General features: G+C 68.1%; 22 protein-coding genes and 4 tRNA genes. 15 read left to right on the top strand and 11 right to left on the bottom strand.

What is annotated here, in order from left to right:
* Nucleotides 1–15: 15 nt before the first annotated feature.
* Nucleotides 16–300, top strand: coding sequence for a hypothetical protein (locus ACFHYQ_RS16980; protein ID WP_394302117.1), 285 nt, complete (start codon nt 16–18; stop codon nt 298–300).
* Here ACFHYQ_RS16980 and ACFHYQ_RS16975 read toward each other — a convergent pair whose 3' ends face one another.
* From ACFHYQ_RS16975 to ACFHYQ_RS16960, 4 genes are all read right to left on the bottom strand, one after another.
* Entirely contained in the window at nt 301–2,685 is a 2,385-nt protein-coding gene (locus ACFHYQ_RS16975; RefSeq protein ID WP_394302116.1) for an ATP-binding cassette domain-containing protein, read from the bottom strand. It lies immediately after the preceding gene.
* A 159-nt stretch (nt 2,686–2,844) separates the two neighbouring features.
* Nucleotides 2,845–3,255, bottom strand: coding sequence for a VOC family protein (locus ACFHYQ_RS16970; protein WP_394302115.1), 411 nt, complete (start codon nt 3,253–3,255; stop codon nt 2,845–2,847).
* Between the two features lie 5 nt (nt 3,256–3,260).
* Entirely contained in the window at nt 3,261–3,749 is a 489-nt protein-coding gene (locus ACFHYQ_RS16965) for a helix-turn-helix transcriptional regulator (protein WP_446746300.1), read from the bottom strand.
* A gap of 64 nt (nt 3,750–3,813) precedes the next feature.
* Nucleotides 3,814–4,197 (bottom strand): DUF190 domain-containing protein, encoded by a 384-nt coding sequence (locus ACFHYQ_RS16960; protein WP_394302113.1) that lies wholly within the window; start codon nt 4,195–4,197, stop codon nt 3,814–3,816.
* A gap of 568 nt (nt 4,198–4,765) precedes the next feature.
* Between ACFHYQ_RS16960 and crcB (ACFHYQ_RS16955) the strand changes: the two genes are divergently transcribed.
* The 3 genes from crcB (ACFHYQ_RS16955) to ACFHYQ_RS16945 are packed head-to-tail and all read left to right on the top strand — an operon-like array spanning nt 4,766 to nt 6,450.
* Complete coding sequence (gene crcB, locus ACFHYQ_RS16955) at nt 4,766–5,329, top strand: fluoride efflux transporter CrcB (RefSeq protein ID WP_394302112.1); 564 nt, start codon at nt 4,766–4,768, stop codon at nt 5,327–5,329.
* Nucleotides 5,326–5,697, top strand: a complete 372-nt coding sequence (crcB, locus tag ACFHYQ_RS16950) for a fluoride efflux transporter CrcB (protein ID WP_394302111.1) — start codon at nt 5,326–5,328, stop codon at nt 5,695–5,697. Before crcB (ACFHYQ_RS16955) ends, crcB (ACFHYQ_RS16950) begins: the two co-directional genes overlap by 4 nt.
* A gap of 51 nt (nt 5,698–5,748) precedes the next feature.
* The gene (locus ACFHYQ_RS16945; protein ID WP_394302110.1) at nt 5,749–6,450 is read left to right on the top strand and encodes a phosphatase PAP2 family protein; all 702 of its coding nucleotides are present in this window, start codon (nt 5,749–5,751) and stop codon (nt 6,448–6,450) included.
* Nucleotides 6,451–6,520: 70 nt separating this feature from the next.
* On the opposite strand, the gene ACFHYQ_RS16940 is transcribed toward ACFHYQ_RS16945, so the two are convergent.
* From ACFHYQ_RS16940 to ACFHYQ_RS16930, 3 genes are all read right to left on the bottom strand, one after another.
* Nucleotides 6,521–6,595: transfer RNA gene (locus ACFHYQ_RS16940), tRNA-Val, on the bottom strand.
* A 5-nt stretch (nt 6,596–6,600) separates the two neighbouring features.
* Nucleotides 6,601–6,671 (bottom strand) — tRNA-Cys (locus tag ACFHYQ_RS16935).
* 13 nt (nt 6,672–6,684) lie between these two features.
* Nucleotides 6,685–6,757, bottom strand: a tRNA-Gly gene (locus ACFHYQ_RS16930).
* 140 nt (nt 6,758–6,897) lie between these two features.
* On the opposite strand from ACFHYQ_RS16930, the gene hutH reads away from it, so the two are divergent.
* The 4 genes from hutH to ACFHYQ_RS16910 all read left to right on the top strand — a co-directional run bounded on the left by hutH (nt 6,898) and on the right by ACFHYQ_RS16910 (nt 11,324).
* Nucleotides 6,898–8,445 (top strand): histidine ammonia-lyase, encoded by a 1,548-nt coding sequence (hutH, locus tag ACFHYQ_RS16925; RefSeq protein ID WP_394302109.1) that lies wholly within the window; start codon nt 6,898–6,900, stop codon nt 8,443–8,445.
* 98 nt (nt 8,446–8,543) lie between these two features.
* On the top strand, nt 8,544–9,452 hold the full coding sequence (locus ACFHYQ_RS16920; RefSeq protein ID WP_394302108.1) for a LysR family transcriptional regulator: 909 nt from the start codon (nt 8,544–8,546) through the stop codon (nt 9,450–9,452).
* Between the two features lie 4 nt (nt 9,453–9,456).
* On the top strand, nt 9,457–10,473 hold the full coding sequence (locus tag ACFHYQ_RS16915) for an anthranilate synthase component I family protein (protein WP_394302107.1): 1,017 nt from the start codon (nt 9,457–9,459) through the stop codon (nt 10,471–10,473).
* 20 nt (nt 10,474–10,493) lie between these two features.
* Nucleotides 10,494–11,324 (top strand): aminotransferase class IV, encoded by an 831-nt coding sequence (locus ACFHYQ_RS16910; protein ID WP_394302106.1) that lies wholly within the window; start codon nt 10,494–10,496, stop codon nt 11,322–11,324.
* Nucleotides 11,325–11,328: 4 nt separating this feature from the next.
* Here ACFHYQ_RS16910 and ACFHYQ_RS16905 read toward each other — a convergent pair whose 3' ends face one another.
* Together ACFHYQ_RS16905 and ACFHYQ_RS16900 are read right to left on the bottom strand one after the other, a co-directional pair.
* Nucleotides 11,329–12,687, bottom strand: coding sequence for an LVIVD repeat-containing protein (locus tag ACFHYQ_RS16905; protein ID WP_394302105.1), 1,359 nt, complete (start codon nt 12,685–12,687; stop codon nt 11,329–11,331).
* Between the two features lie 90 nt (nt 12,688–12,777).
* On the bottom strand, nt 12,778–13,194 hold the full coding sequence (locus ACFHYQ_RS16900; RefSeq protein ID WP_394302104.1) for an SsgA family sporulation/cell division regulator: 417 nt from the start codon (nt 13,192–13,194) through the stop codon (nt 12,778–12,780).
* A gap of 414 nt (nt 13,195–13,608) precedes the next feature.
* Here ACFHYQ_RS16900 and ACFHYQ_RS16895 point away from each other — a divergent pair.
* The 7 genes from ACFHYQ_RS16895 to ACFHYQ_RS16865 all read left to right on the top strand — a co-directional run bounded on the left by ACFHYQ_RS16895 (nt 13,609) and on the right by ACFHYQ_RS16865 (nt 21,998).
* A tRNA-Val gene (locus ACFHYQ_RS16895) sits at nt 13,609–13,683 on the top strand.
* Between the two features lie 124 nt (nt 13,684–13,807).
* Nucleotides 13,808–14,188, top strand: a complete 381-nt coding sequence (locus tag ACFHYQ_RS16890; RefSeq protein ID WP_394302103.1) for a YccF domain-containing protein — start codon at nt 13,808–13,810, stop codon at nt 14,186–14,188.
* Nucleotides 14,189–14,448: 260 nt separating this feature from the next.
* Nucleotides 14,449–14,772, top strand: coding sequence for an Lsr2 family DNA-binding protein (locus tag ACFHYQ_RS16885; protein WP_394302102.1), 324 nt, complete (start codon nt 14,449–14,451; stop codon nt 14,770–14,772).
* Nucleotides 14,773–15,122: 350 nt separating this feature from the next.
* Nucleotides 15,123–17,195, top strand: a complete 2,073-nt coding sequence (locus ACFHYQ_RS16880) for a tellurite resistance TerB family protein (protein WP_394302101.1) — start codon at nt 15,123–15,125, stop codon at nt 17,193–17,195.
* A complete protein-coding gene (locus ACFHYQ_RS16875; protein WP_394302100.1) occupies nt 17,192–18,544 on the top strand; it encodes an ATP-binding protein in 1,353 nt (450 codons plus the stop codon). Before ACFHYQ_RS16880 ends, ACFHYQ_RS16875 begins: the two co-directional genes overlap by 4 nt.
* Nucleotides 18,513–20,774: a DEAD/DEAH box helicase gene (locus tag ACFHYQ_RS16870; RefSeq protein WP_394302099.1), complete on the top strand. Its 2,262-nt coding sequence runs from the start codon at nt 18,513–18,515 to the stop codon at nt 20,772–20,774. Before ACFHYQ_RS16875 ends, ACFHYQ_RS16870 begins: the two co-directional genes overlap by 32 nt.
* Nucleotides 20,775–21,245: 471 nt before the next feature.
* Complete coding sequence (locus ACFHYQ_RS16865) at nt 21,246–21,998, top strand: TNT domain-containing protein (protein WP_394302098.1); 753 nt, start codon at nt 21,246–21,248, stop codon at nt 21,996–21,998.
* A gap of 1 nt (nt 21,999) precedes the next feature.
* Here ACFHYQ_RS16865 and ACFHYQ_RS16860 read toward each other — a convergent pair whose 3' ends face one another.
* Both ACFHYQ_RS16860 and ACFHYQ_RS16855 read right to left on the bottom strand, forming a co-directional pair.
* Nucleotides 22,000–22,374, bottom strand: coding sequence for a CBS domain-containing protein (locus tag ACFHYQ_RS16860; protein ID WP_394302097.1), 375 nt, complete (start codon nt 22,372–22,374; stop codon nt 22,000–22,002).
* Nucleotides 22,361–22,789 (bottom strand): CBS domain-containing protein, encoded by a 429-nt coding sequence (locus ACFHYQ_RS16855; RefSeq protein WP_394302096.1) that lies wholly within the window; start codon nt 22,787–22,789, stop codon nt 22,361–22,363. Before ACFHYQ_RS16855 ends, ACFHYQ_RS16860 begins: the two co-directional genes overlap by 14 nt.
* Between the last annotated feature and the right edge of the window lie 76 nt (nt 22,790–22,865).

The following is a 22,865-nucleotide window of genomic DNA, read 5'->3' as shown; positions in this document are numbered from 1 at the left end:
CGCATGGTGACGGAGGTGTCGCGGAATAATGGGCACAGCCGCCACGACCTCAGGGAGATCGCCTTGACCGGTTCGTTCAGCAGGGACAATCTCGATCTGGCCGCGAGCGCCCAGGAGCTGGCCGACCGCGCGCCCGCCGGGTCGCTCCACCACGCCGCGGCCAGATCCGTCGCGATCACGTGCGCCACCACCCGGGACGCCGACCAGGCGCGGACCACCCTGGACGGCCTCACACCGGAGGACGTCCGCAAGGCCGCGCTGGAACTCTTCGACCGGCTGTCCGCCGCACCCGAGTCCTGATCATCGGCCGACGTAGGCCGCGAGGTGCTCGCCGGTGAGGGTGGAGCGGGCGGCGACGAGGTCGGCGGGTGTGCCTTCGAAGACGATCCGGCCGCCGTCGTGGCCGGCGCCGGGGCCGAGGTCGACGATCCAGTCGGCGTGCGCCATGACCGCCTGGTGGTGCTCGATGACGATGACCGACTTGCCGGAGTCGACGAGCCGGTCGAGCAGGCCGAGCAGCTGCTCGACGTCGGCGAGGTGGAGGCCGGTGGTCGGCTCGTCGAGGACGTAGACGCCGCCGTCCGCGGCCATGTGGGTGGCCAGCTTGAGTCGCTGCCGCTCGCCGCCGGACAGCGTGGTGAGCGGCTGACCGAGGCTGAGGTAGCCGAGCCCGACGTCGGAGAGCCGGCCGAGGATGGCGTGCGCGGCCGGGGTGCGCGCCTGGCCGGCGCCGAAGAACTCCGCGGCCTCGGTCACCGACATCGCGAGCACCTCGCTGATGTCGCGGCCGCCGAGGTGATACTCCAGCACCGATGCCTGGAAGCGCCTGCCCTCGCACTCCTCGCAGATGGTGGCGACGCCCGCCATCATCGCCAGATCGGTGTAGATGACGCCGGCGCCGTTGCAACCGGGGCAGGCGCCCTCGGAGTTGGCGCTGAACAGCGCCGGCTTCACGCCGTTGGCCTTCGCGAACGCCTTGCGGATCGGGTCGAGCAGTCCGGTGTAGGTCGCCGGGTTGCTCCGTCGTGAACCGCGGATCGCGCCCTGGTCGATCGACACCACATCAGCGCCGGCGGGGATCGACCCGTGCACGAGCGAACTCTTGCCGGAGCCGGCGACGCCGGTGACGACGACGAGCACCCCGAGCGGGATGTCGACGTCGACATCGCGCAGGTTGTTCGCCGTCGCGCCGCGGATCTCCAGCGTGCCGGTGGGTGTCCGCACCTTCTCCTTGAGGGCGGCCCGGTCGTCCAGGTGCCGCCCGGTCAGCGTGCCGCTGGCACGCAGCCCATCGAGGGTGCCTTCGAAGCAGACGGTGCCGCCCGCCGTACCGGCGCCGGGGCCGAGGTCGACGACGTGGTCGGCGATCGCGATCGCCTCCGGCTTGTGCTCCACGACGAGCACCGTGTTGCCCTTGTCCCGCAGCCGCAGCAGCAGCCGGTTCATCCGCTGGATGTCATGGGGGTGCAGCCCGATCGTGGGCTCGTCGAAGACATAGGTGACGTCGGTGAGCGAGGAGCCGAGGTGGCGGATCATCTTGACGCGCTGCGCCTCACCGCCCGACAGCGTTCCCGCCGGCCGTTCGAGCGAGAGGTAGCCCAGCCCGATCTCCACGAACGAGTCGAGGGCGTGCAGCAGCTTGCCGAGCAGCGGCGCCACCGACGGCTCGTCCAGGCCACGGACCCATTCGGCCAGGTCGGTGATCTGCATCGCGCAGGCGTCGGCGATGTTGAGCCCCTTGATCTTCGACGACCGGGCCGCCTCGCTCAGCCGGGTGCCGTCGCAGTCGGGACAGGCGGTGAAGGTGACCGCCCGCTCCACGAAGGCGCGGACGTGCGGCTGCAGCGCGTCGACGTCCTTCGACAGGAACGACTTCTGGATCTTCGGGATCAGGCCCTCGTACGTCAGGTTGACGTTGTCGACCTTGATCTTGGTCGGCTCCTTGTGGAGCAGGTCGTGGAGCTCCTTCTTGGTGAACTCGCGGATCGGCTTGTCCGGGTCGAAGAAGCCGCAGCCGCTGAAGATGCGGCCGTACCAGCCGTCGACGCTGTAGCCGGGGATCGTGAGCGCGCCCTCGTTGAGCGACTTGCCGTCGTCGTACAGCTGGGACAGGTCGAAGTCGGTGACCGACCCCCGGCCTTCGCAACGTGGACACATGCCGCCGGTGATGTTGAAGTCGCGCCGCTCCTTCACGGTCTTCCCGCCGCGCTCGAGTGTGACCGCGCCCGCTCCGCTGATTGAGGCGACGTTGAAGGAGAACGCCTGGGGCGAGCCGATGTGCGGCTGCCCGAGCCGGCTGAACAGGATGCGCAGCATCGCGTTGGCGTCGGTGGCGGTGCCGACCGTGGAGCGGGGGTCGGCGCCCATCCGCCGCTGGTCGACGAGGATCGCGGTCGTCAGCCCATCGAGTACGTCGACCTCGGGCCGCGCCAGCGTCGGCATGAAGCCCTGTATGAAGGCACTGTAGGTCTCGTTGATCAGCCGCTGCGACTCCGCGGCGATCGTGTCGAACACCAGGGAGCTCTTGCCCGAGCCGGAGACGCCGGTGAACACCGTCAGCCGGCGCTTGGGGAGTTCGACGCTGACGTCCTTGAGGTTGTTCACGCGCGCGCCGTGCACGCGGATCAGATCGTGGCTGTCCGCAGCGTGCGGCACAGACGGCTGTTCATCCGTCCTCGTGGCCATGCTCACCCTGTCTCCATCGTTTGAACGTCGTTTGAACATCTGTTGAACATCTTGAACGTCTGTCGGACGGGACCGCCTCGCGGTCTCCGTCGGTGTCGCCCGTTCGATCCGACCAGCCTCGAACGGTACGTCTGGTTCTCCGTCGTCGGCGCGGACGGCTCAGCGCATCTCGTTGATGCGGATGAGGTTGCCCGCGGGATCGCGGAAGGCGCAGTCACGGATGCCGTACGGCTGCTCGGTCGGCTCCTGGACGACCTCGGCGTCGCCGGACTGCAGCCGCTCGAAGGTGCCGTCGAGGTCGGTGGTGGCCAGAGTGATGATGCCGTAGGTGCCCTTGGCCATCATCTCGGCGATGACGCGGCGCTCGTCGTCGGTCATGCCGGGGCTTGCGGTCGGCGGATACAGGACGACGGACGTACCGGGCTGGCCGACGGGGCCCACCGTGATCCAGCGCATCCCTCCGTAGCCGACGTCGCCCCGGACCTCGAAGCCGAGCGTGTCGCGGTAGAAGGCCAGAGCGGTGTCCGGATCGTCGTGGGGGAGGAAAGCCGAGTGAATGGTGATGTCCATGACGGTCACGCTAGCTGCGGCTCGCCGACCGGCGCTTCTCGATTCCTGATCGGATTCCTGATCGGCCTGGTCACCTGTTTCGCGACGCACGAGGGCATGCCCGCCGTCGCACCCGTCGCCTCGCGCCGATAGACGCTGGGCGGCACACCGACCAACTCGGTGAAGCGTGTGCTGAAAGTGCCCAGTGACGAGCAGCCGACCGCGAAACAGACCTCGGTGACGCTGAGGTCACCGCGGCGCAGCAGCGCCATCGCGCGTTCGATGCGCCGCGTCATCAGGTAACTGTACGGCGATTCGCCGTAGGCGTGCCGGAACTCGCGGCTGAGGTGGCCGGCCGACATGTTCGCACCGCGGGCGAGCTCCTCGACGTTCAGCGGCTGCGCGTACTCCCGGTCGATGCGGTCACGGACGCGGCGCAGCAGCGCGAGGTCGCGCAGACGCTGCGCCGAGACGGGTCTGCTGGTCACCCGAGAATCGTACGTCTCGCCTGCCATGGGCGTGACGCCGAATGGTTGCGGGCATAGTTGGACGAGCCGACGCGGGACTGCGGTCCGCGTGTCATCCGGCGGACTGCCATGGGCGCCACCGCGAGGAGTGAACGCGGCTTCCGTGCTGGTCGGTGTAGCGGTGGGCCTCGACTTCGTCGACGAGGACGAGGCCCTCGGCGACCATCTCGTCGAGTTCGGGGAGGAAGGCATCGATCTTCTCCCGGGTGTCGACGATGACGATGGCGACCGGCAGGTCCTCACTCAGCGACAGCAGGCGGCTGGTGTGGATGAGCGAGGAGGCGCCGTAGCCTTCCACGCCGCGGAAGACGCTCGCCCCGGCCAGGCCCATCTTGTGCGCCCGGTGCACGATCTCGGCGTACAGCGGCCGATGCCGGTACTGATCGGTCTCCCCGATAAAGATCATCAGTCTCTTGGCATGACCACGCAGTTTCACCTCCGGCTCCTTCCCCTGCGTCATCGGCTTCCGTGGCCTGGCTCGTGGCTCTCCAGTGTCCGGATCAGCTCGGTCAACCGGGCTGCCTCCTCCTGCAGAGTCAAACATTCGAGGCCAGGGACCGTCGGCGGAGCCGGAACGCCCCATGGTCGACGGCGCGGGCCCCACCGCCGCATGCTCTTCGTTCTCAAGGGTAGTCCGCCATCAGATGCTTGAGAATCTCGCTCACGCGAGCACATTCACCTCCTGAAACATCCCTCCGGAATCAGTCATCGTGCCCCCGTGGGGATTGACGATTCGCGAATCCGTACGCCTAGACTGATCCGTACGGCGATGGATCCCGCCGGGGCGACATTCTTCGATCACTCCATCCACTGCCGCCCGAACCGCCACTGACGGCTGATGGCTCCTGACGACACGTCGGGAGCTTTTGTCGTTTCGGAGGAGGGCGGAACATGGGGGTCGGCACGCCCACTGCTCCGTTCTCATCGTCTGGTGACCCTTCACCGTCCGATGCCACAACGGTCCACCCTTGCGTGCCTTCATCAGCTCATCCCAAGGAGGACCGATGCGCCGACGCCGGTTGAACGAATCCTCAGGCGACCTGCCCATCGACCCCGACGTAGATGTCCGCGATGAACGCGCTCATCCGGAACGGGATGCCTTCCGGCCACCGGCGTCGCGTTTTCCGAGAGGTCGCAGACGGACCTGGGACATCCTCGCGATGATCGCGGCAGGCGGCGGCCTGGGCAGCCTCGCCCGTTACCTGGCCGGCCAGGCGATCCCCGTACAGCCCGGGGCCTTCCCGTGGGCGTCGTTCCTCGTCAACGCCATCGGCTGCTTCGCGCTCGGCGCCCTGATGGTGTTCGTCCTGGACGTGTGGCCGCCCAGCCGTTATGCGCGGCCCTTCCTCGGGGTCGGCTTCATCGGCGGATTCACCACGTTCTCCACCTTCACCGCGGAGATCGTCGACCTCGTATCCCGCGCGGCCTGGACGCCGGTCGCCATGTACACCTCCGCGAGCCTGATCGTCGGACTGGCCGCCGTCTGGGCCGGCATCGTCCTCGCCCGGACCATCGCCGGCCTGCCCGTACGGCAGGGGAAGGAACCGGCGGCGGAGACGGCCTCATGACCCTCCTGCTCGTCTTCCTCGGCGGAGCCGTCGGCGCGCCCGCGCGCTACCTGATCGACCGGTTCGTCCAGCGTCGCCACGACAACGTCTTCCCCTGGGGCACCCTCACGGTCAACATCGTCGGGTCGCTCATCCTCGGATTCCTGCTCGGCGCGAGATCCGGCCTGGGGCTGCCGCAGGGGGTGGTCGCGCTTGCCGGGACCGGCTTCTGCGGGGCGCTCACCACCTTCAGCACCTTCGGCTTCGAGACCATGCGCCTGCTTGAGGAAGGATCGGCTCGGGAAGCCGGGCTCAATGCCGTCGGCAGCCTGTTCCTCGGCGTCCTGGCCGCCGCCGGAGGCCACGCCCTCGCGGGCCTCTTCGCGTGATCCTCGCCTGATGACGAAGCCGGGCGGGATGCTGGGCGGGATGCTGGGGTGGTGGACGGCGAAGACAGACATCCAGGCCCGCGGCGCCGGGCGGTACACGTGCTGGCGGGATTCGCCGTGCTGTCCGCGGTGCTGCTCACCGTGCTGGCGGTGGCGACCGTGGAACGGCACGGAGCGCCCTACCCGGTGGACGTCGACGCCCATCGCTGGGCGCTCACCCACCGCGGGCGCGTCGCGGTGAACGTCGCGGTGGTGGTGACCACGTCCGGCACCGGATTCGCGGCCTACGTTTTCGCGGCGGCGGGCGGTCTACTGGCCTGCCGCCGCATCCGGTGGTGCGGCGCCCTCGCGGGTGTGGCCGTTCTCGGCCTGGGCCAGATCGTGCGCTTCGTGCTCGCCGTCGGCCTTCACCGGCCACGGCCGCCCTCGGTGGACTGGGCCTGGACCGCGAGCGGGTTCGCCATGCCGTCGGGACACACCACGACCGCCGTGATCACCGCCGTCGTCCTCACCGTCGGGATCGCGCGTGGCGTGCGCGGGCGGGCACGTCCCGTGCTGCTCGCCGTGCCGGGGCTGTGGGCGCTGGGCGTCGGGGCCAGCCGCGTCTACCTGGGCGTGCACTGGCTCACCGATGTCGTGGCGGGCTGGCTGCTCGCCGCCGTCTGGACGGCGCTGCTCGGACTGCTCGTCCTGGCGCTCGCCCACCGGCGGCATCGGGCCGTCGGCACCATTCCAACGACACCGCCAGGATGAAGCGTGACAGTCAAACGATCGAGAGGCCGGATCCGCGGTCTTGGGATCCGGCCTCTGATGTGGGACTTCGTGGTGGGCGATACTGGGATTGAACCAGTGACCTCTTCCGTGTCAGGGAAGCGCTCTCCCGCTGAGCTAATCGCCCTCAAGAGGTGGAGACGGGATTTGAACCCGTGTGCACGGCTTTGCAGGCCGCTGCCTCGCCTCTCGGCCACTCCACCAGGTGTAGCCGCGAGCGGAAGACGGGATTCGAACCCGCGACCCTCACCTTGGCAAGGTGATGCTCTACCAACTGAGCCACTTCCGCGTGTCGTCCGTGAGCCGGACTCACGCAGAGCACCTTATCCAATTCCCGTCCGCTCCCCAAATCGTGCCGCGAAGTAAGGACCCAACCTCCGATACGCTGGTTACAACAGATGACTTCCCCCGGTGCGAGAGAGTTGGAAGATGCGCGACAACGAGGTCGTGGCGGTCGGGCCAGAGCCGCTGTCCTTCACCGACGTCGTCCAGGTCGCCAGGTACGGCACGGCCGTACGGCTGACCGACGACGCCATCGCGAAGATGGCCGCGTCCCGGAGCAGGGTGGAGGAGCTCGCGCGGGCCGAGACCCCCGCCTACGGCGTGTCCACCGGATTCGGAGCCCTGGCGACCCTGCACATCGAGCCGTCGATGCGGGCCCGGCTCCAGCGCAGCCTGGTCCGCTCCCACGCGGCCGGCTCCGGCCCGGAGGTGGAGACCGAGGTGACGCGGGCGCTGATGCTGCTGCGGCTGCACACGCTCGCCACCGGGCACACGGGAGTCCGCCCGGAGACCGCGCGGGTGCTGGAGGCGCTGCTCAACGCCCGCGTCACGCCGGTGGTCCACGAGTACGGCAGCCTGGGCTGCTCGGGCGACCTCGCCCCACTGGCGCACGTCGCTTTGACGATCATGGGGGAGGGCGTCGTCCGTGACGCCGGCGGGCAGGTCAGGCCCGCAGCGGACGTGCTGAAGGAATGCCGCATCGAGCCCGTCGAGCTGGCCGCCAAGGAGGGGCTGGCCCTGATCAACGGCACCGACGGCATGCTGGGCATGCTCGTGCTCGCCATCGACGACCTGACCCGTCTGCTGAAGACCGCCGACATCGGCGCGGCCATGAGCGTGGAGGCCCTGCTCGGCACCGACCACGTGTTCGCGGCCGACCTGCAGGCGCTGCGCCCGCACCCGGGCCAGGCCGCCGCCGCGGCCAACATGCGGGCCCTGCTGCGCGACTCGGGCATCATGGCCTCGCACCGGGACGGCTCCTGCACACGCGTCCAGGACGCCTACTCGCTGCGCTGCGCCCCCCAGGTCGCCGGGGCGGCCCGCGACACCGTCGCCCACGCCGCACTCGTGGCCTCGCGGGAGCTGGCCAGCGCCATCGACAACCCGGTGGTGCTCGCGGACGGGCGGGTGGAGTCCAACGGCAACTTCCACGGCGCCCCCGTGGGGTACGTCCTGGACTTCCTGGCCATCGCGGTCGCGGACGTGGCGTCGATGGCCGAGCGGCGGACCGACCGGATGCTGGACGTCGCGCGCAGCCACGGCCTCCCGCCGTTCCTGGCCGACGACCCGGGCGTGGACTCCGGGCACATGATCGCCCAGTACACGCAGGCCGCGATCGTGTCCGAGCTCAAGCGCCTGGCCGCGCCCGCCAGCGTCGACTCGATCCCGAGCTCCGCGATGCAGGAGGACCACGTCTCGATGGGGTGGTCCGCCGGGCGCAAGCTGCGCCGGGCCCTGGACGGCCTCACCCGGGTGCTGGCGATCGAGATCCTGACCGCCGCCCGGGCCATCGATCTGCGCCGGCCGCACGAGCCCGCCCCCGGTACCGGCTCGGTCGTGGCGCTGCTGCGCGAGGCGGTGGCGGGACCGGGCGCGGACCGGTTCCTCGCCCCGGAGATCGAGGCGGTTGTCCGGCTCGTCGCCGACGGCTCGGTGCCGGCCGCCGCCGAGTCCGTCACCGGCCCGCTGGCCTGACGTCAGTCGCCGCCGCCACCTCGACCTCGATCATCAGGCCGGGGCGGCTGACCCATTCCACCAACGACTGGATGGCATGGAAGCCATACGATTCTCTCATGTTTGAGACCGACGCGCTGCTTCTGCTCGACGTCATCGCCCGCACCGGGTCGTTCACGGCGGCCGCCCTGGAGCTGAACTACACGCAGTCGGCCGTCTCCCGGCGGGTCGCCTCGCTCGAGGTGACCGCCGGTGGTCCGCTCTTCGCGCGGCTTCCCCGCGGTGTACGGCTCACGCCGGCCGGTCAGGCGCTGCGCCGGCATGCCCGTGAAGTCCTGGAACGACTCGGCCGGGCCCGGGAGGAACTGGCCGCGATCCACCACGGGACCGGCGGGCGGCTGCGGGTCGGGGCGTTCGCGACGGCCAATGCCGTGCTCGTCCCCAACGCGCTGCGGGCCTTCCGGAAGGCCCGCCCGGAGGTGGCCGTCGGCATCGTGGAGGGGCTCAGCGGCACGCTCATCGACGCCCTGCGGCGCGCGGAGATCGACGTCGCGGTGGTGAGCGACTACCCGTCCGGGCTCGGGCCGGCCGAGGACGTGGAGATCACCCCGCTGATGGAGGACGAGTTGCTCGTCGCCCTTCCCGCCGATCACCGCCTGGCCGACGCCGAGGTGGTCGACCTGCGCGATCTGCGGGACGAGAGCTGGATCGAGGGGACGCCGCCCGGCCGTCTCACCATGCTCGCCGCCGCCTGCGCCAAGGCCGGTTTCACTCCGCGCGTCGACATTCGGATCGCGGAGTGGACCGGCAAGCTGGGATATGTGGCCGCCGGGCTCGGCGTGACCCTCGTGCCGGCCCTGGCCGTATCCGCCGTCCGTGGCGACCTGGCGCTGCGCCCGCTCGGTGAGTTCGCGCCGCGCCGCACTGTCTACGCGGCGCTGCCGCGCACCACGCCCCTGCCGGCCGCCGCCGCCCTGCTGGAGTCGCTCCGCGCCGAGACGCCGGGCCGAGACCCCGGGCCGCGCTGAGAGAATGGGATCCGTGCACGACTCCTTCGCCCACATCGGGGGCTTCCTGGCCACCGGATTGCGGGAGGTGACCACGGACCTGGCCGCCTTAGACGGGGCCGGCTGGTGGGCGGTCGTCGTCTCCTACGAGGGCAAGGTCACCTGTGCGCGCTTCGACGACGTGCGCCGCGCGCCGCTGCCCCGATCCGCGACCCCCTGGAACGGGCCGGACCGTACGGCCTGGCGCAGCTCGCTCGACCAGGACGGCTACGAACGCGGCGTCCAGCGGATCAGGGACCACATCGAGCGCGGCGAGGTCTACCAGGCCAACCTGTGCCGGGTCCTGTCCGCGCCGCTGCCCGGGAGCGGGCGGGCCGGCCCGCTCGGCCTCGCCGTACGGCTGGCGGAGGGCAACCCCGCCCCCCACGCGGCCGTGATCGACGTGCCCGGCCTGACCGTCGTGTCGGCCTCGCCGGAGCTGTACCTGTCACGGCACGGCGACGTGATCGAGTCCAGGCCGATCAAGGGGACCGGAGCCACCGCCGGCGACCTGCTCGACAAGGACTACCCCGAGAACCTGATGATCGTCGACCTGGTCCGCAACGACCTCGGCAGGGTCGCGGAGGTGGGCAGCGTTTCGGTGCCCTCGCTGTTCGAGATCGAGGAGCATCCCGGCCTGGTCCACCTGGTGTCGACGGTCCGGGCGCGGCTGCTGCGCGGAGCCGGCTGGCCGGAGCTGTTCGCCGCCACCTTCCCGCCCGGATCGGTGACCGGCGCACCGAAGTCCTCGGCGCTGCGCATTATCAATGAGCTCGAACCACAGCCCAGGGGGCCGTACTGTGGGGCTGTGGGCTGGGTCGACGCCGACCGGAGGCAGGCGGCGCTGGCCGTCGGCATCCGCACATTCTGGGTCGAGCACGACATGATCTGCTTCGGCACGGGTGCGGGCATCACATGGGGCTCCAACCCCGGGCTGGAGTGGCAGGAGACCGAGTTGAAGGCCGCCCGGCTGATCGGGCTCGCTTCGGGGGGCGGGCCGTGAGGGCGAGAACGGAGAGGGAGATGTCGGTACCCATCTGGGTGAACGGGGAGCTGTACGAGCCGGACAAGGCCGTGGTCTCGGTCTACGACCACGGGCTGATGGTCGGCGACGGGGTGTTCGAGACGGTCAAGGCGACGCACGGGGAGTCCTTCGCCCTGACCCGGCACCTGGACCGCCTGGCTCTGTCGGCCAAGCGGATGGACCTGCCCGACCCGGACCTCGGCGCGATCGCCGACGGCGTACGCCGCTGCCTGGCCGCCGCGCCGAAGTGGCCGTTGGCCAGGATCAGGATCACCTACACCAGCGGGCCGGGCCCGTTGGGCTCCGACCGGGGCGCCGCCGGTCCGAGCACGATCGTCATCGTGGGCGAGCAGAAGCAGTTCCCCGCCACCGCCGACGTCGCCGTCGTGCCGTGGCCGCGTAACGAGCGCGGCGCGCTGGCCGGGGTCAAGAGCACGTCGTACGGCGACAACGCCAAGGCCCTCGCCTACGCCAAGGAGCGCGGCGCCAGTGAGGCGATCTTCGAGAACCTGACCGGGAACCTCTGCGAGGGCACGGGCAGCAACATCTTCATCGTGACCGGCGGACGCCTGATCACCCCCACCCTCGCCTCGGGCTGCCTGGCCGGGGTCACCAGGGCGCTGACGCTGGAATGGTGCGGCGGCGAGGAGGTCGACGTGCCGATCTCCGCGCTGCACGAGGCACAGGAGGCGTTCCTCACCTCCACGACCCGCAACATCCAACCGATCCGGATGGTGGACGGCACGGCGTTGCCCCAGGCCCCCGGCCCGATCACGCTGGCGGCGATGAAGGCCTTCGCCGAGCGGTCGGCCGCCGACCTCGATCCCTGATCGCTCAGGCTCCGCCGTACGACCGCTGGGTCTGGGCGTTGAGCTCGGTCAGTCGCAGGGACTCGGCGGGATCGGTGATCGGGTCGTCGAGGCGCAGGACGTCGAGACCCTTGGTGATGTCGCTGGAGTAGATGTAGCCGTTGTAGTAATAGGCGGACCAGGACCCGCCGAGTTGGAGCTTGGGGTCCAGCGGCCCGCGTTCGAAGAAGGCGATCTCCCGCGGACGTCGGGAGTCGGTGAAGTCCCAGACCGAGACGCCCCCCTGATACCAGGCCTGGACCATGATGTCCCGGCCCGGTACGGGGATCAGCGCCCCGTTGTGGGCGACGCAGTTCTCCGTCGGCCCCTGCAGCCGTGGGATCTTGTAGTAGCCGCGTAGCTCCAGCCGTCGGTCCGGGGTGAGGTCGTAGATGGCGGCGGCTCCCTTCGTGCGCTCGTCGGGCGAACTGCAGGTCGGCTGCGCGCCGCCGCCCAGCTCGTCACTGAAGACGATCTTGGTTCCGGCGTCGTTGAACGTCGCCGAGTGCCAGATGGAGAAGTTGACCTTGTCGGTGATCCGCTGGAGCACCCGCGGCTTCACCGGGTCGGAGATGTCGAGGAGCCAGCCGTCGCCGATGCAGGCCGCGGCGGCCAGGTCCTTCTCCGGGTAGGAGGTGACGTCGTGGCAGGTCTTGAACAGCCGGGGCTTGGCCACGACCCGGGCGGCCTCGGGATTCTGGACCGGCACCTCGACGATGGAGATGCCCTGCGGCGCCGGGCAGATCGCGGATTCGGGCTGCCCGGTGGAGGACGTGTAGAGGTAGAGGCGGTCCGCCTGCTTCCCCGGAACGATCGTGTGCGTGTGCGAGCCGCAATCGGTCTGCACGGACTTCACATAGCGGGGGCGAGCCTTGTCCGAGATGTCGAAGATCCGGATGCCCTCCCAGTTGGTGTCGGCGAACGAGCCTCTGCCGCTCTCGCAGGTGTCGTTGCTGCGGGCCATGTCGACCGAGACGAACAGCAGGTCGCCGGAGACCGAGATGTCGTTCTGCCCGCCGGGGCACTTCACCCGGGCCGTCACCTTCGGCTGCGTCGGGTCGCTGATGTCGTGGATCGTGAAGCCCTCGAAGTTGCCGACGAAGGCGTAGCCGCCCTGGAAAGCCAGATCGGTGCCCCACGCGTTCGGCCCGTCGAACGGCGGATCGAGCGGCACGTTGGCGACCAGCTTCATGTTCGCGCTGTGCTTGATCTCGTCCGTCGAGGGTGGGACCGATTGCTGGGACGGGGGTTGCGATGGAGGCTGGGATGAAGGCGGGGCCGTGGTGCAGGCGGCGGTCATGAGGAGGAGCCCGGCCAGTGCGATCAACGGCCTCGGTCGACTCATCGCGCGCCCTCCGGAGGGAAGAGATGATCCACTTCGGAGGCTATGCGGCGCGAGAGGACGATGCGGGCGAGTTTCGTAACGGTTTGGAAGCTAGGAGCTCCAGAGCATGTTGCCGAGCTCCTCGTCGAGATCCATGAAGTCGGTCTCGCGGCCGGCCGGGACCAGCTCATAGGTGCGGTGCAGGAACTCGGTCAGCGGGGCGAGCGGCACCTCGAACAGGGCCTGCCCGAAGGGGGAGGTGAGGCTGATGTGCAGCGATCGCTCCCGGTCGGAGCGGGCCGGCCAGACCTCGACGTCCCCATCTCCCACTCGACGCACGATGCCCACCGTCAGCAACTCGCGAGCGAAGATCCACTCGACCGGTTCGTCGTTCCCCACGTGGAACGCCATCCGGATGGCGTACGGGTCGTCCGCGGTGTAGCTCAGCCCGGCGAGCAGCGGGACGGTCGTACGGTCGGGGACCACAAGCCGAAGGCCCAGCTCGGCAGAGACGCTGGTGCTGTTCATCGTCAGCCAAACCTCTTCGTCGTCGGGTCCCCTGACCGGGGCTTTCGCTGCTCGGACGGGCTCCGTCCGCTGCTCGTGCTACGAGGCGAACGATGAGACCTGTAGGAAAGATTCCGCCTCCAGGCCCTTCTGTAACGCACATCACAGCTTGACATTCGGTCATCTACCTGCTCATACATCGCTGACAGGCACATACTTACCTCTGGTTTGCGCGTCGATGTGGCCTTCCTTGCGCCGTCGTTGCGGGTAGGTGGTGCGTATCGGTCGAGCATGAAGTATCACGATGCTATGCCACCAGACCGTCACGCCGGGGGCGGTCCGGGGAACCTCCTCCGCGACGGGCGTCCTTTCGCCAGCACCCCCGATGGTGCGGTATGGTTTTCCCCGTCGGCACCGCAAGGCGCCGGTCGTCCCGGGCGATTAGCTCAGCGGGAGAGCGCTTCGTTCACACCGAAGAGGTCACTGGTTCGATCCCAGTATCGCCCACCATATTTTCCCAGGTCAGCGGCCGGATCCTAAGAGCGAGGATCCGGCTTTTCGATCGTCTGACCCCGATCTGCCCCCCGGAGCCTCCACTACCTGCTGAGTCCGGCCGGGTGGGACAGTTAGCCCTATGAACACCGTCCTTAATGTCATCTGGCTGATCTTCGCCGGCCTGTGGCTCGCGTTAGGCTACGTCGTGGCGGGGATCATCTGCTGCGTCCTCATCGTCACCATCCCGTTCGGCATCGCGTCGTTCCGGATCGCGGGCTACGCGCTGTGGCCGTTCGGCCGGACCGTCGCCGATAAGCCGTCCGCCGGCGCGTGGTCGGTGCTCGGCAACGTCATCTGGCTGCTCATCGCCGGGATCTGGTTGGCGATCGGGCACATCGCCACCGCGATCCCGCTGTTCATCTCGATCATCGGCATCCCGCTGGGGATCGCGAACCTCAAAATGATCCCGATCTCGCTGATGCCGCTGGGCAAGGACATCGTTCCCGTAAACCACGGATAAGGGACCCGAGACGACAAGTGGGTCTGCTCGGGATCGAGCGCGTCCCGTTCCCGGGAACAACCGACCTGCTGGAATTTCCTCGTGTAGTACAGGGACGCAGCGCCACCGACGGCTGGGTCCCGACGAGATCGCGTTCCTGACTACACCTCCGGGGCGACAGCTGGAAATCTACGCTGTAAAGGACATGGCCCGAGAGCCGTGATCCCGCAGTCGGAGATCGATCCGTTGTCAGGCGTTGAGAACATCGGTAGTTTCCGATCATGTCCGATGACGACTTCACTCCACTCCGCGTCACCCGGCTCGCCTACGGGCGTGACATCAGCTTGGCGATCCGGGAGTGGGCGCGGGCCAACGGACACCCGGTCAGCGACCGTGGCCGGGTCGCGTATGAGCTCGTCGACGCCTTCTTCGCGGCCAACCCGGAAGCGTATGAGCAGGCCGGGAAGATCGAACTGGTACGGGCCACGGCCCGCACGCCCGGCGCATCCCCGGCCGTCCTCGCGCTCGCCAGCCGAATCTCCGGCGTCATGGTCACGCCCAAGCATGCCGAGCGTCCCGTGCTCGGTGCCGCGAACCCCCGCTGACGACATGAAAAGCGCTGGAGAGTCTTCCTTATTTGGTTTTTCATCCTGTCCGTAATTGTGGTTCAAGTTGATAACGAGGTGATCGCTCGAACGGTCAGACAAAGGCGTTCGGGGCTAGTGTTCAGTGGTGCTTGTTGATCGCATTCACGCGGCCTCTCGAGCCGCTGATCGTGCGTGTGATCGAAAGAGGTGGGCGCGTGGGATTCTTTGACCGTTTTCGCAGTGAGCCAGGACGTCGGGCGGCCGAGGCGCATGGGCCATCGGGACAGGACGGCAGGCGGGCCCAGGCTCCCCGCCACGCAGTCCCTGCTCAAACGGGATATCCCCAGCAGCCGCCTCCGCCGCTTCACGTGGGACCTTGGCTGCCGCCAGGTTTCGGAGTCAGCATCGCGGGACTGAACATTGTCGGCGGACTGTTGTACGTGGGTGCCGGTTTGCCGTCGGCGTCCGGGCAGATGGCCGAACCGGCGCTGATCGACCCACGGTTGCCCGTTGACATGCGCCGTCCGGATTGGACGGGACAGGGCCTGCACTACTGGCCGTCCTATGCGTCGATTCCGCCGGACTCGCGCGCCGCCTATCTGTCCTGGCTCGCCGACGGACGGCGCTATCCACATGTGCCCATCGGCTATGTGTTCCTTTACTTCTATGGCCTGGAACGACGGGCTCTGCACGATTTACGCCTGGATCGTTCCACGGTTGGACGCGAGCTGTCGATCATTCAGGCCGAGGTCCGCCGACTCCTCAGCATCTACGGCGAGAGCTCTTCCTTTCGGAACTATGCGGGCCAGTTCGACCAAGTCCTCGACGCGCTGATTCTGACAGGCCAGGACGTGCGGCCCAGCGCCGGGCATCCCCCCGAGGCGTCTCGCGAAGTGACGCCGTTCCGGTTGAGGGTGGGATTGGGGGAGTTCGCGGCGGAGGGACGGCCGGTCCCGGCCGAGTGGGCGTTGGCCTGGATCCGCTCCCACCCTGACTACTATCCGCGAACTCCGGCGACGCGCTGCGCCGGTCAGTTCGATGCGCTGTTTCGGTCGCGGTACGCCGCGCGTCATGGCGCGGGGCTGGTGGTACGGCCTGGGCGTAAGGAAGTCTCCCTGGGTTACCGGTCCGCCAGCGCGGGCTTCGGCGGCTACCCCCGACTGACACTCCCCGGCGTTCCGGATGTGCTGACACTGGCAGCGCCGACACGCAAACTTGTGACGTTGGCCGACGAGTGTACTACCGACCTGGACGCCTACAGCCGTTTCGTCGGACGCTTTCCCGACCGGCACGCGAGCGTACAGGCGCAAGCACTGCTTCCAGCGGAGTTGCTGGACCTCGATTCGGGAGGCGCGGGTCGCGCCGTGAAGTGGGCGCGGGACCGTCTCGGCGCGCAGGAGACCGCTCTCGTTCCCGCAGAGGAGTTCGCCGCACTGCTGGGCGCGCCTCCGGTCAAGCCGGCGAAGAAAGACGTCATTGCTTTGGCGCAACTGCTGGGCAGCATGGGGATCGGAATCGAGCCTGATCCGCGCATGGGCGGGCCGGTTCTGTCGAGTGGTCCCATGGTGCTGTTCGCCGCTCCGGGCGGTCCCACCGCGGCATCCTCCGACGCCTACCGCGCTGCGACGATTTTGCTCCATCTGGCGGCGGCTGTGAGCGCCGCCGATGGGGAGTTCTCGCAAGCCGAGCAGCGTCATCTCAGCGATCATCTCGAACGGGCTCTTCACCTGACGCAGGACGAGCGTCGGCGCCTGCACGCGCATCTGCGCTGGCTCGTCGCCACCGAGGTCAAGCTCACCGGCCTGACCCGGCGCCTGGCGGAGATCGACGAGCAACAGCGGGCCTACGTGGCGGAGTTCCTCACCGGTGTGGCCGCCGCCGATGGCCACATCTCCCCTGAAGAGGTCAAGACGCTCGGTCGTATCTACCGTCTACTCGGACTCGATCCCGCCATGGTGAAGTCCGTCCTGCCGGCGAACGCTCACCCCGCTCCAGCGGCCGGTCCGGTGGTCGTCCGCCAGGCCGAGCCGGAACCGGGCTTTGCGATTCCCCGCCCTGTGGGAACTCGAACTGCTCCGGCGGCCGTCCAACTCGATCACGATGCCATCGCCGCCAAGCTTGAGGAGACGGCCAGGGTGGGGGCATTGCTGGGCTCGATTTTCGCCGAAGAGGAGTCGGCACACACGCCCTCGCCGCCTCAGGCCGCTGATCCGGTCGCCGGGCTGGACGGCCCGCATTCCGGTCTCGTACGCGGCCTTCCCGACGTGGAGCAGTTGTCTCGGGGGGAGTTCGAGGACCTTACGGCGAAATGGAACCTCCTCCCCGATGGCGCACTGGACCGAATCAACGAAGCCGCCTACGAGATGGGCGGTGAGCCGTTGCTCGAAGGAGACGACCCGATCTGGGTCAATCGACACCTGCTGGGAGAGATGCTGACGTGACCACGACGACCCCGATCCGCCCCCGTGAGCGCGATGCTCTCCTCCAGTCGCTGCGGGCAGGCGTAGTCCCTCGCGTCGGCCAACGGCATGTGCAGGTGGGCAGGGCCCCCGAGGTCCAGGCCCTGGTGACCGACCTCGATCGAATCGCCGGTGGTGGTTCAGCTGTGCGCTTCGTCATCGGTGACTTCGGCGCGGGCAAGACCTTCTTTCTGCACCTGGTGCGGTCCATCGCGCTGGAGAAGAAACTGGTCACCGTTCACGCCGACCTCAACCCCGACCGCCGCCTGCACTCCACCGGCGGCCAGGCGCGCAGCCTCTACGCCGAACTGATGCGCAACATGGCCACCCGGGCCAAGCCCGACGGCGGGGCACTTTCCGCAGTCGTCGAGAGGTTCGTCTCCACCGCGCTGACCGAGGCCCAGCAGGCCGGCACCGACCCCGGACAGGTGATCCGAACGCGCCTGGCCCACCTCGCCGAGATGACCGGAGGGTACGACTTCGCCGAGGTCGTCGGCGCCTACTGGCGTGGGCACGACACCGGTGACGAGCAGTTGAAGGCCGCCGCGGTGCGCTGGCTGCGCGCCGAATACTCCACCAAGACCGAGGCCAGGTCCGCGCTCGGCGTCCGGACGATCATCGACGACGCGACCTTCCACGATCACCTCAAGCTCATGAGCCGGTTCGTTCGCCTGGCCGGATACGACGGCATGCTGGTGTGCCTGGATGAAATGGTCAACCTCTACAAGCTGGCCTCCACGCAGGCCCGCAACGCCAACTATGAGCAGATCCTGCGCATCGTCAACGACACACTGCAGGGAACGGCCGCGCACCTGGGCTTCGTGTTCGGCGGCACCCCCGAGTTCCTCACCGATTCCCGCCGGGGGCTCTACAGCTATGCCGCACTGCAGTCGCGACTGGCGGAGAACTCCTTCGCCAGGGACGGGCTGGTGGACTACTCCGGTCCGGTTCTCCGCCTCACCGCGCTGACTCCGGAGGATCTCTACGTCCTGCTGACGAAGATCCGTCATGTCTACGCCGTCGGTGACCCGTCCCGCTATCTCCTCGCGGACGACGCGCTGCCGGCGTTCATGCACCACTGCTCCGCCCGCGTCGGTGACGCCTACTTCCGCACGCCACGAACGACGATCAAAGCCTTCTGCGACCTGCTGGCCGTACTGGAGCAGAATCCCGGAGCGGACTGGCGGCAGATTCTCCCGTCGGTCGAGCTCGACCAGGAGAGCAATCCCGATCTGGCCCCGCTTGAAGAAGACGAGGATCCCGCGCTGCGGGCATCGGTGACTCAGCCAGGAGCTTTCGGTGACGGCGACCTTGCCTCCTTCCGGCTCTAGCGCCTTCGAACTGCTCCACCCCAAGGTTCAACGGTGGATCTGGCAGCAGGACTGGCCGGAGTTGCGCGCGGCCCAAGAGGCGGCGGCCGCTCCCGTGCTCGCGGGTGAGACAGACGTGCTCGTCGCCGCGGCGACCGCCTCCGGGAAGACCGAGGCCGCGTTCCTGCCCATCTGTTCGGCGCTGACCGCAGATCCACCGCAGACGGGTGGGTTCGCCGCGATATACATCAGCCCGCTCAAAGCGTTGATCAATGACCAGTACGGCAGGCTCGATGAGCTGTGTGAACACCTGGATATCCCGGTGGCTCGCTGGCACGGTGACGTCGGCGCCGGAGCCAAAAGCAAGCTCGTCGACCGCCCCCGGGGCATTCTCCTGATCACCCCCGAATCGCTGGAGGCGATGTTCGTCCTGCGCGGGTGGAAGATGCACGACCTGGTCGGTGCTCTGCGCTACGTCGTAATCGACGAGATGCACTCGTTCATGGGAACCGAGCGCGGGGCACAGCTGCAATCCCTCATGCATCGGCTCGACCTGGCCGCGCGCCGCCGGGTTCCGCGGGTCGGGCTATCGGCCACACTCGGCGACATGCGTGCAGCGGCGGACTTCCTTCGGCCCGGCAGCGGGGACAAGGTCGCCGTGATCGTGTCGAACGCCGACGGCCAAGAGCTCCAGTTGCAGATACGCGGCTACGTCGATATCCAGCCCAGTCTTCCCACCCTGGACGGTTCCGGCGATAAGGAAGCGGAGCCGCAGACGGGCGAGGAGGACTCAGGGGACCGGTTCGCCATTGCCGATCATCTGTTCACGACGCTGCGCGGCTCCCACAACCTGATCTTCGCGAATTCCCGCGCTGCGGTGGAGGAGTACACCGACCTGCTCAGCCGCCGATGCGACCAGGCGGGCGTGCCGAGCGAGTTCGTTCCGCACCACGGAAACCTCTCCAAGGACATCCGTGAGCATGCCGAGTCCCGCCTCAAGGACCGGGCCCGGCCGGTCACCGCGGTCTGCACCTCCACCTTGGAAATGGGCATCGACATCGGATCGGTCTCGTCGATCGCCCAGGTCGGCGCGCCTCCCGGGGTCGCCGCCCTGCGCCAGCGCCTCGGCCGCTCCGGCCGACGCGGAGGACCGGCGATCCTGCGGGTCTATATCAGCGAGCCTGAGCTGTCAGCAACGCTGCATCCAGCTGAAGAACTGCGCGCTCAGCTCGTGCAAACCATCGCGACGATCGAGCTGCTGCTGCAGCGCTGGTACGAGCCCCCGCACGGAAAGGCGCTGCACCTGTCCACCCTGGTGCAGCAGACTCTCTCGTTGATCGCTCAGCATGGCGGCATCACCCCGAACGATGCCTACCGAGCGCTCTGCGCCCAGGGGCCGTTTCGGCTGGTCGACGCCGCGACCTTCGCTGCTCTGCTGCGCGATCTCGGCAAAGCGACGCTCATTCGACAGGAGACCGACGGCCTCCTCCTGCACGGTGACGCGGGGGAGAAGCTCGTCAACCATTACACCTTCTACGCCGCCTTCGCGGCTCCCACCGAATATCGGATTGTGAACGGGGGACGGACTCTCGGCAGCCTGCCGATCGAACAGTCACTCCCCGAAGGCGCTTTGCTGATCTTCGCGGGTCGGCGCTGGCGGGTCCTCGCCATCGACACGCGGGCGAAGGTCGTCGAGGTCGCGCGAGCGTCAGGCGGACGCCCGCCACGCTTCATCGGAGCCGGTCCAGAGGTGCACGACCGGATCCGAACCGAGATGCGGCGCATCTACCAGGAAAGCGCCATTCCGATCTACCTGGATGCGACCGCCCAGCACCTCTTGGAGCAGGGCCGCGCCGCCTACCGCCGCTTCGGCCTGAGATCCAACCCGACCGTGGGCTACGGGAACGACACCCTGCTCTTCCCGTTCTGCGGGGACGTGATCATGACGACGATCGCGCTTGCCCTGCATACGAGGGGAGTCAGCGTGGCACGACAAGGGCTGGCGCTGACACTGTCCGGAATATCGCCCCAGACCACCGCCGACCTGCTGGGAGAGTTGAGCGAAGCCGACCTGCCCACAGCGACCGATCTGGCTCGGCTGATCCCAGACAAGAGGATCGACAAGTACGACGAAGTCATCGGCGAGGAACTCTTGGCCCTGTCTTTTGCCGCCCGGCGGCTCGACGTTCCCGGTGCTCGAAACGTGATCACCCGTCTCACCGAACAGACCACCCTCGCACGTTTCGCGTAGCTCCAAACCGCTCAGTTGGCGGTTGCTGCCAGCATGCTTCGTGCGCGCTGGAGACGTGCGGCCTTGATGCCGCGGCCCCGAAGGGGTCGCTGGTTCGATCCCAGTATCGCTCACCACGTTTGTGTTGACCCAGAAGGCCGGGCCGTTGCTCAACGGGCCGGCCTTCCGTCATATCGCCCAGGGCGGCGGTTCGCTTCGGGCGAATTGCGGTATTCAGCCGCTCCCCACTCTCCGTTATCAGCATTTCTCTCTTTCTTTCCGACTATGTTTCGGGCGATTTTCGCTGCGCTGGACAATGGCCGGTGATGCGTTTTAAAGTCGGCCGGGTACGCACGGATCAATCGCATCTCAGATCATCAGCATGTAACTTCCTCCGCTGATTTATCGATTGATGCGAACCTGTCCGATCGCACACCCTGTGCGCCCTTTTCGGGAGAATTCGTGCGCAATTTCTTTCGACGGTCACCGTTGGTGGCTGCGCTCGCCCTCGCGGCCTCGGCCCTCACCGCCGCTCCGGCTCTGGCTCTGGCCTCCGACGACGACACCTCCGGCGTGAGCCCGGCCGGACTCGACCAGGAAGTGACGCTCTCGTCGAAGGCGGCGAATGACCGGAAGCCCACGCCGCCCCCCGGCGACCGGGAGTCCAAGACGGACATATGCGGTCCGCCGTACGTGCTGGGAAACAAGTCTCTGGGGCCGGAACTCCTCCCCACCAGGGGCCCACTGGGCGAGATCGTGCGGGGTTACACCCTCTACGGTGGTCTGCCGCCGACGGACTTCCTCGACCGCTATTTCAATGAGCAGACCGATTTCTACAACTACCCGCCGGATTTCGGCTTCGCACATCCCGAGGGGTTCGGCAACGCCAAGCCGATCGTGTACACGAAGCTCCTCCCGGTTGGGTACAAGGTCGACCGGTTCGGCGGCGAGTCGGGGGCGTTCCTCTCGCCGCTCGGCACGCCGTACTCGCAGCGGGCACTGCCGCCGAGCAACCTCAACACGTTCAGCGGTGATCTCGCGCACAAGTGCAGCTACCACGCCTACAAGGTGATCCGTGCGTTCCGGGTCGACGCGGGCCCGATCGCTCCGGCGTTCCAGCAGCCCGGTGAGGGACTGCAACTGCACACGCTCGCCAAGTACATTCCCGGCGCGCCGGCGAACGACCAGGGAGAGGTGTCGGTCGGCTGGCTGGCCGACAACGGCTACCTCGCGCGTCTGCCCTGAGTCAGGACGCCCAGGTCTCCACGGCGAGCAGGTCGCGCATCGACACCATGCCCACCAGGCGTCCGTCCTCGTCCACCGGCATGTGCCGTACCCCGGCCTCCAGCATCCGGCGGGCGACGTCGCGGGTGTCCTCGTCGAGCCGCGCCGTACGCAGCTCCGTCGAGGCGAACGCGGAGGCCGTCACGGTGACGGGGTCCCGGCAGGTGGCCATCGCCTCCGCCAGGTCGCGCTCGGTGATCACCCCGGTGACCTGCTCGCCCTCGAGTACGGCAAGTGCCCCGACGTTTCTCTCCGTCATCCGCCGCGCCACCTGGGGCAGGCGCTCGTCGGCCTGGCATCCGAAGATCATCGGACGGTAGACGTTACTGATCCGCATCGTCCCCTCCTGTCGCCAGCATTCCCATCAGGTCGCGCCGGCTCACGATGCCCACCAGCTCGTCGCCCCGCACGACCGGAACGCTCTTCATCCCCATTGTGACCAGGAGCTCGACGAGTTCCAGTACGTCGGTGTCCTCCCGGACGGTCTTGACGTTCGGGGTCATCACCTCTTCGACCTCCAGGGTCGGCCGCGCGTCCGATGGGGCCGCGAAGTGGAGATAGGCCCGGGGGTCCGCCTCGAGTTCGCCGCGCAGCAGATCCATCTCGCTGACGATCCCGATCATCCGGCCGCTCTCGTCGACCACCGGCGCGGCCGTGATGTCCTTTTCGCAGAGCAGACGGACGGCCTGTGTCGCCGTCCACGTGCGTGGCACCGTCACCACCGGCGCCGTCATCACCTCGCGGACCAACATCGCGAACCTCCTCACACCTCAGCGTCCGGTGGAGTTTCGGGGTAACTGAACGGGACAGGATTCCCGACAGAGCGGC

Origin of the sequence: Sphaerimonospora cavernae, assembly GCF_042435035.1 — a bacterium.
GTDB lineage: Bacteria > Actinomycetota > Actinomycetes > Streptosporangiales > Streptosporangiaceae > Sphaerimonospora > Sphaerimonospora cavernae.
Note: the sequence above shows the minus strand (reverse complement) of the source record. Positions and strands in the feature narration are given on the sequence as shown.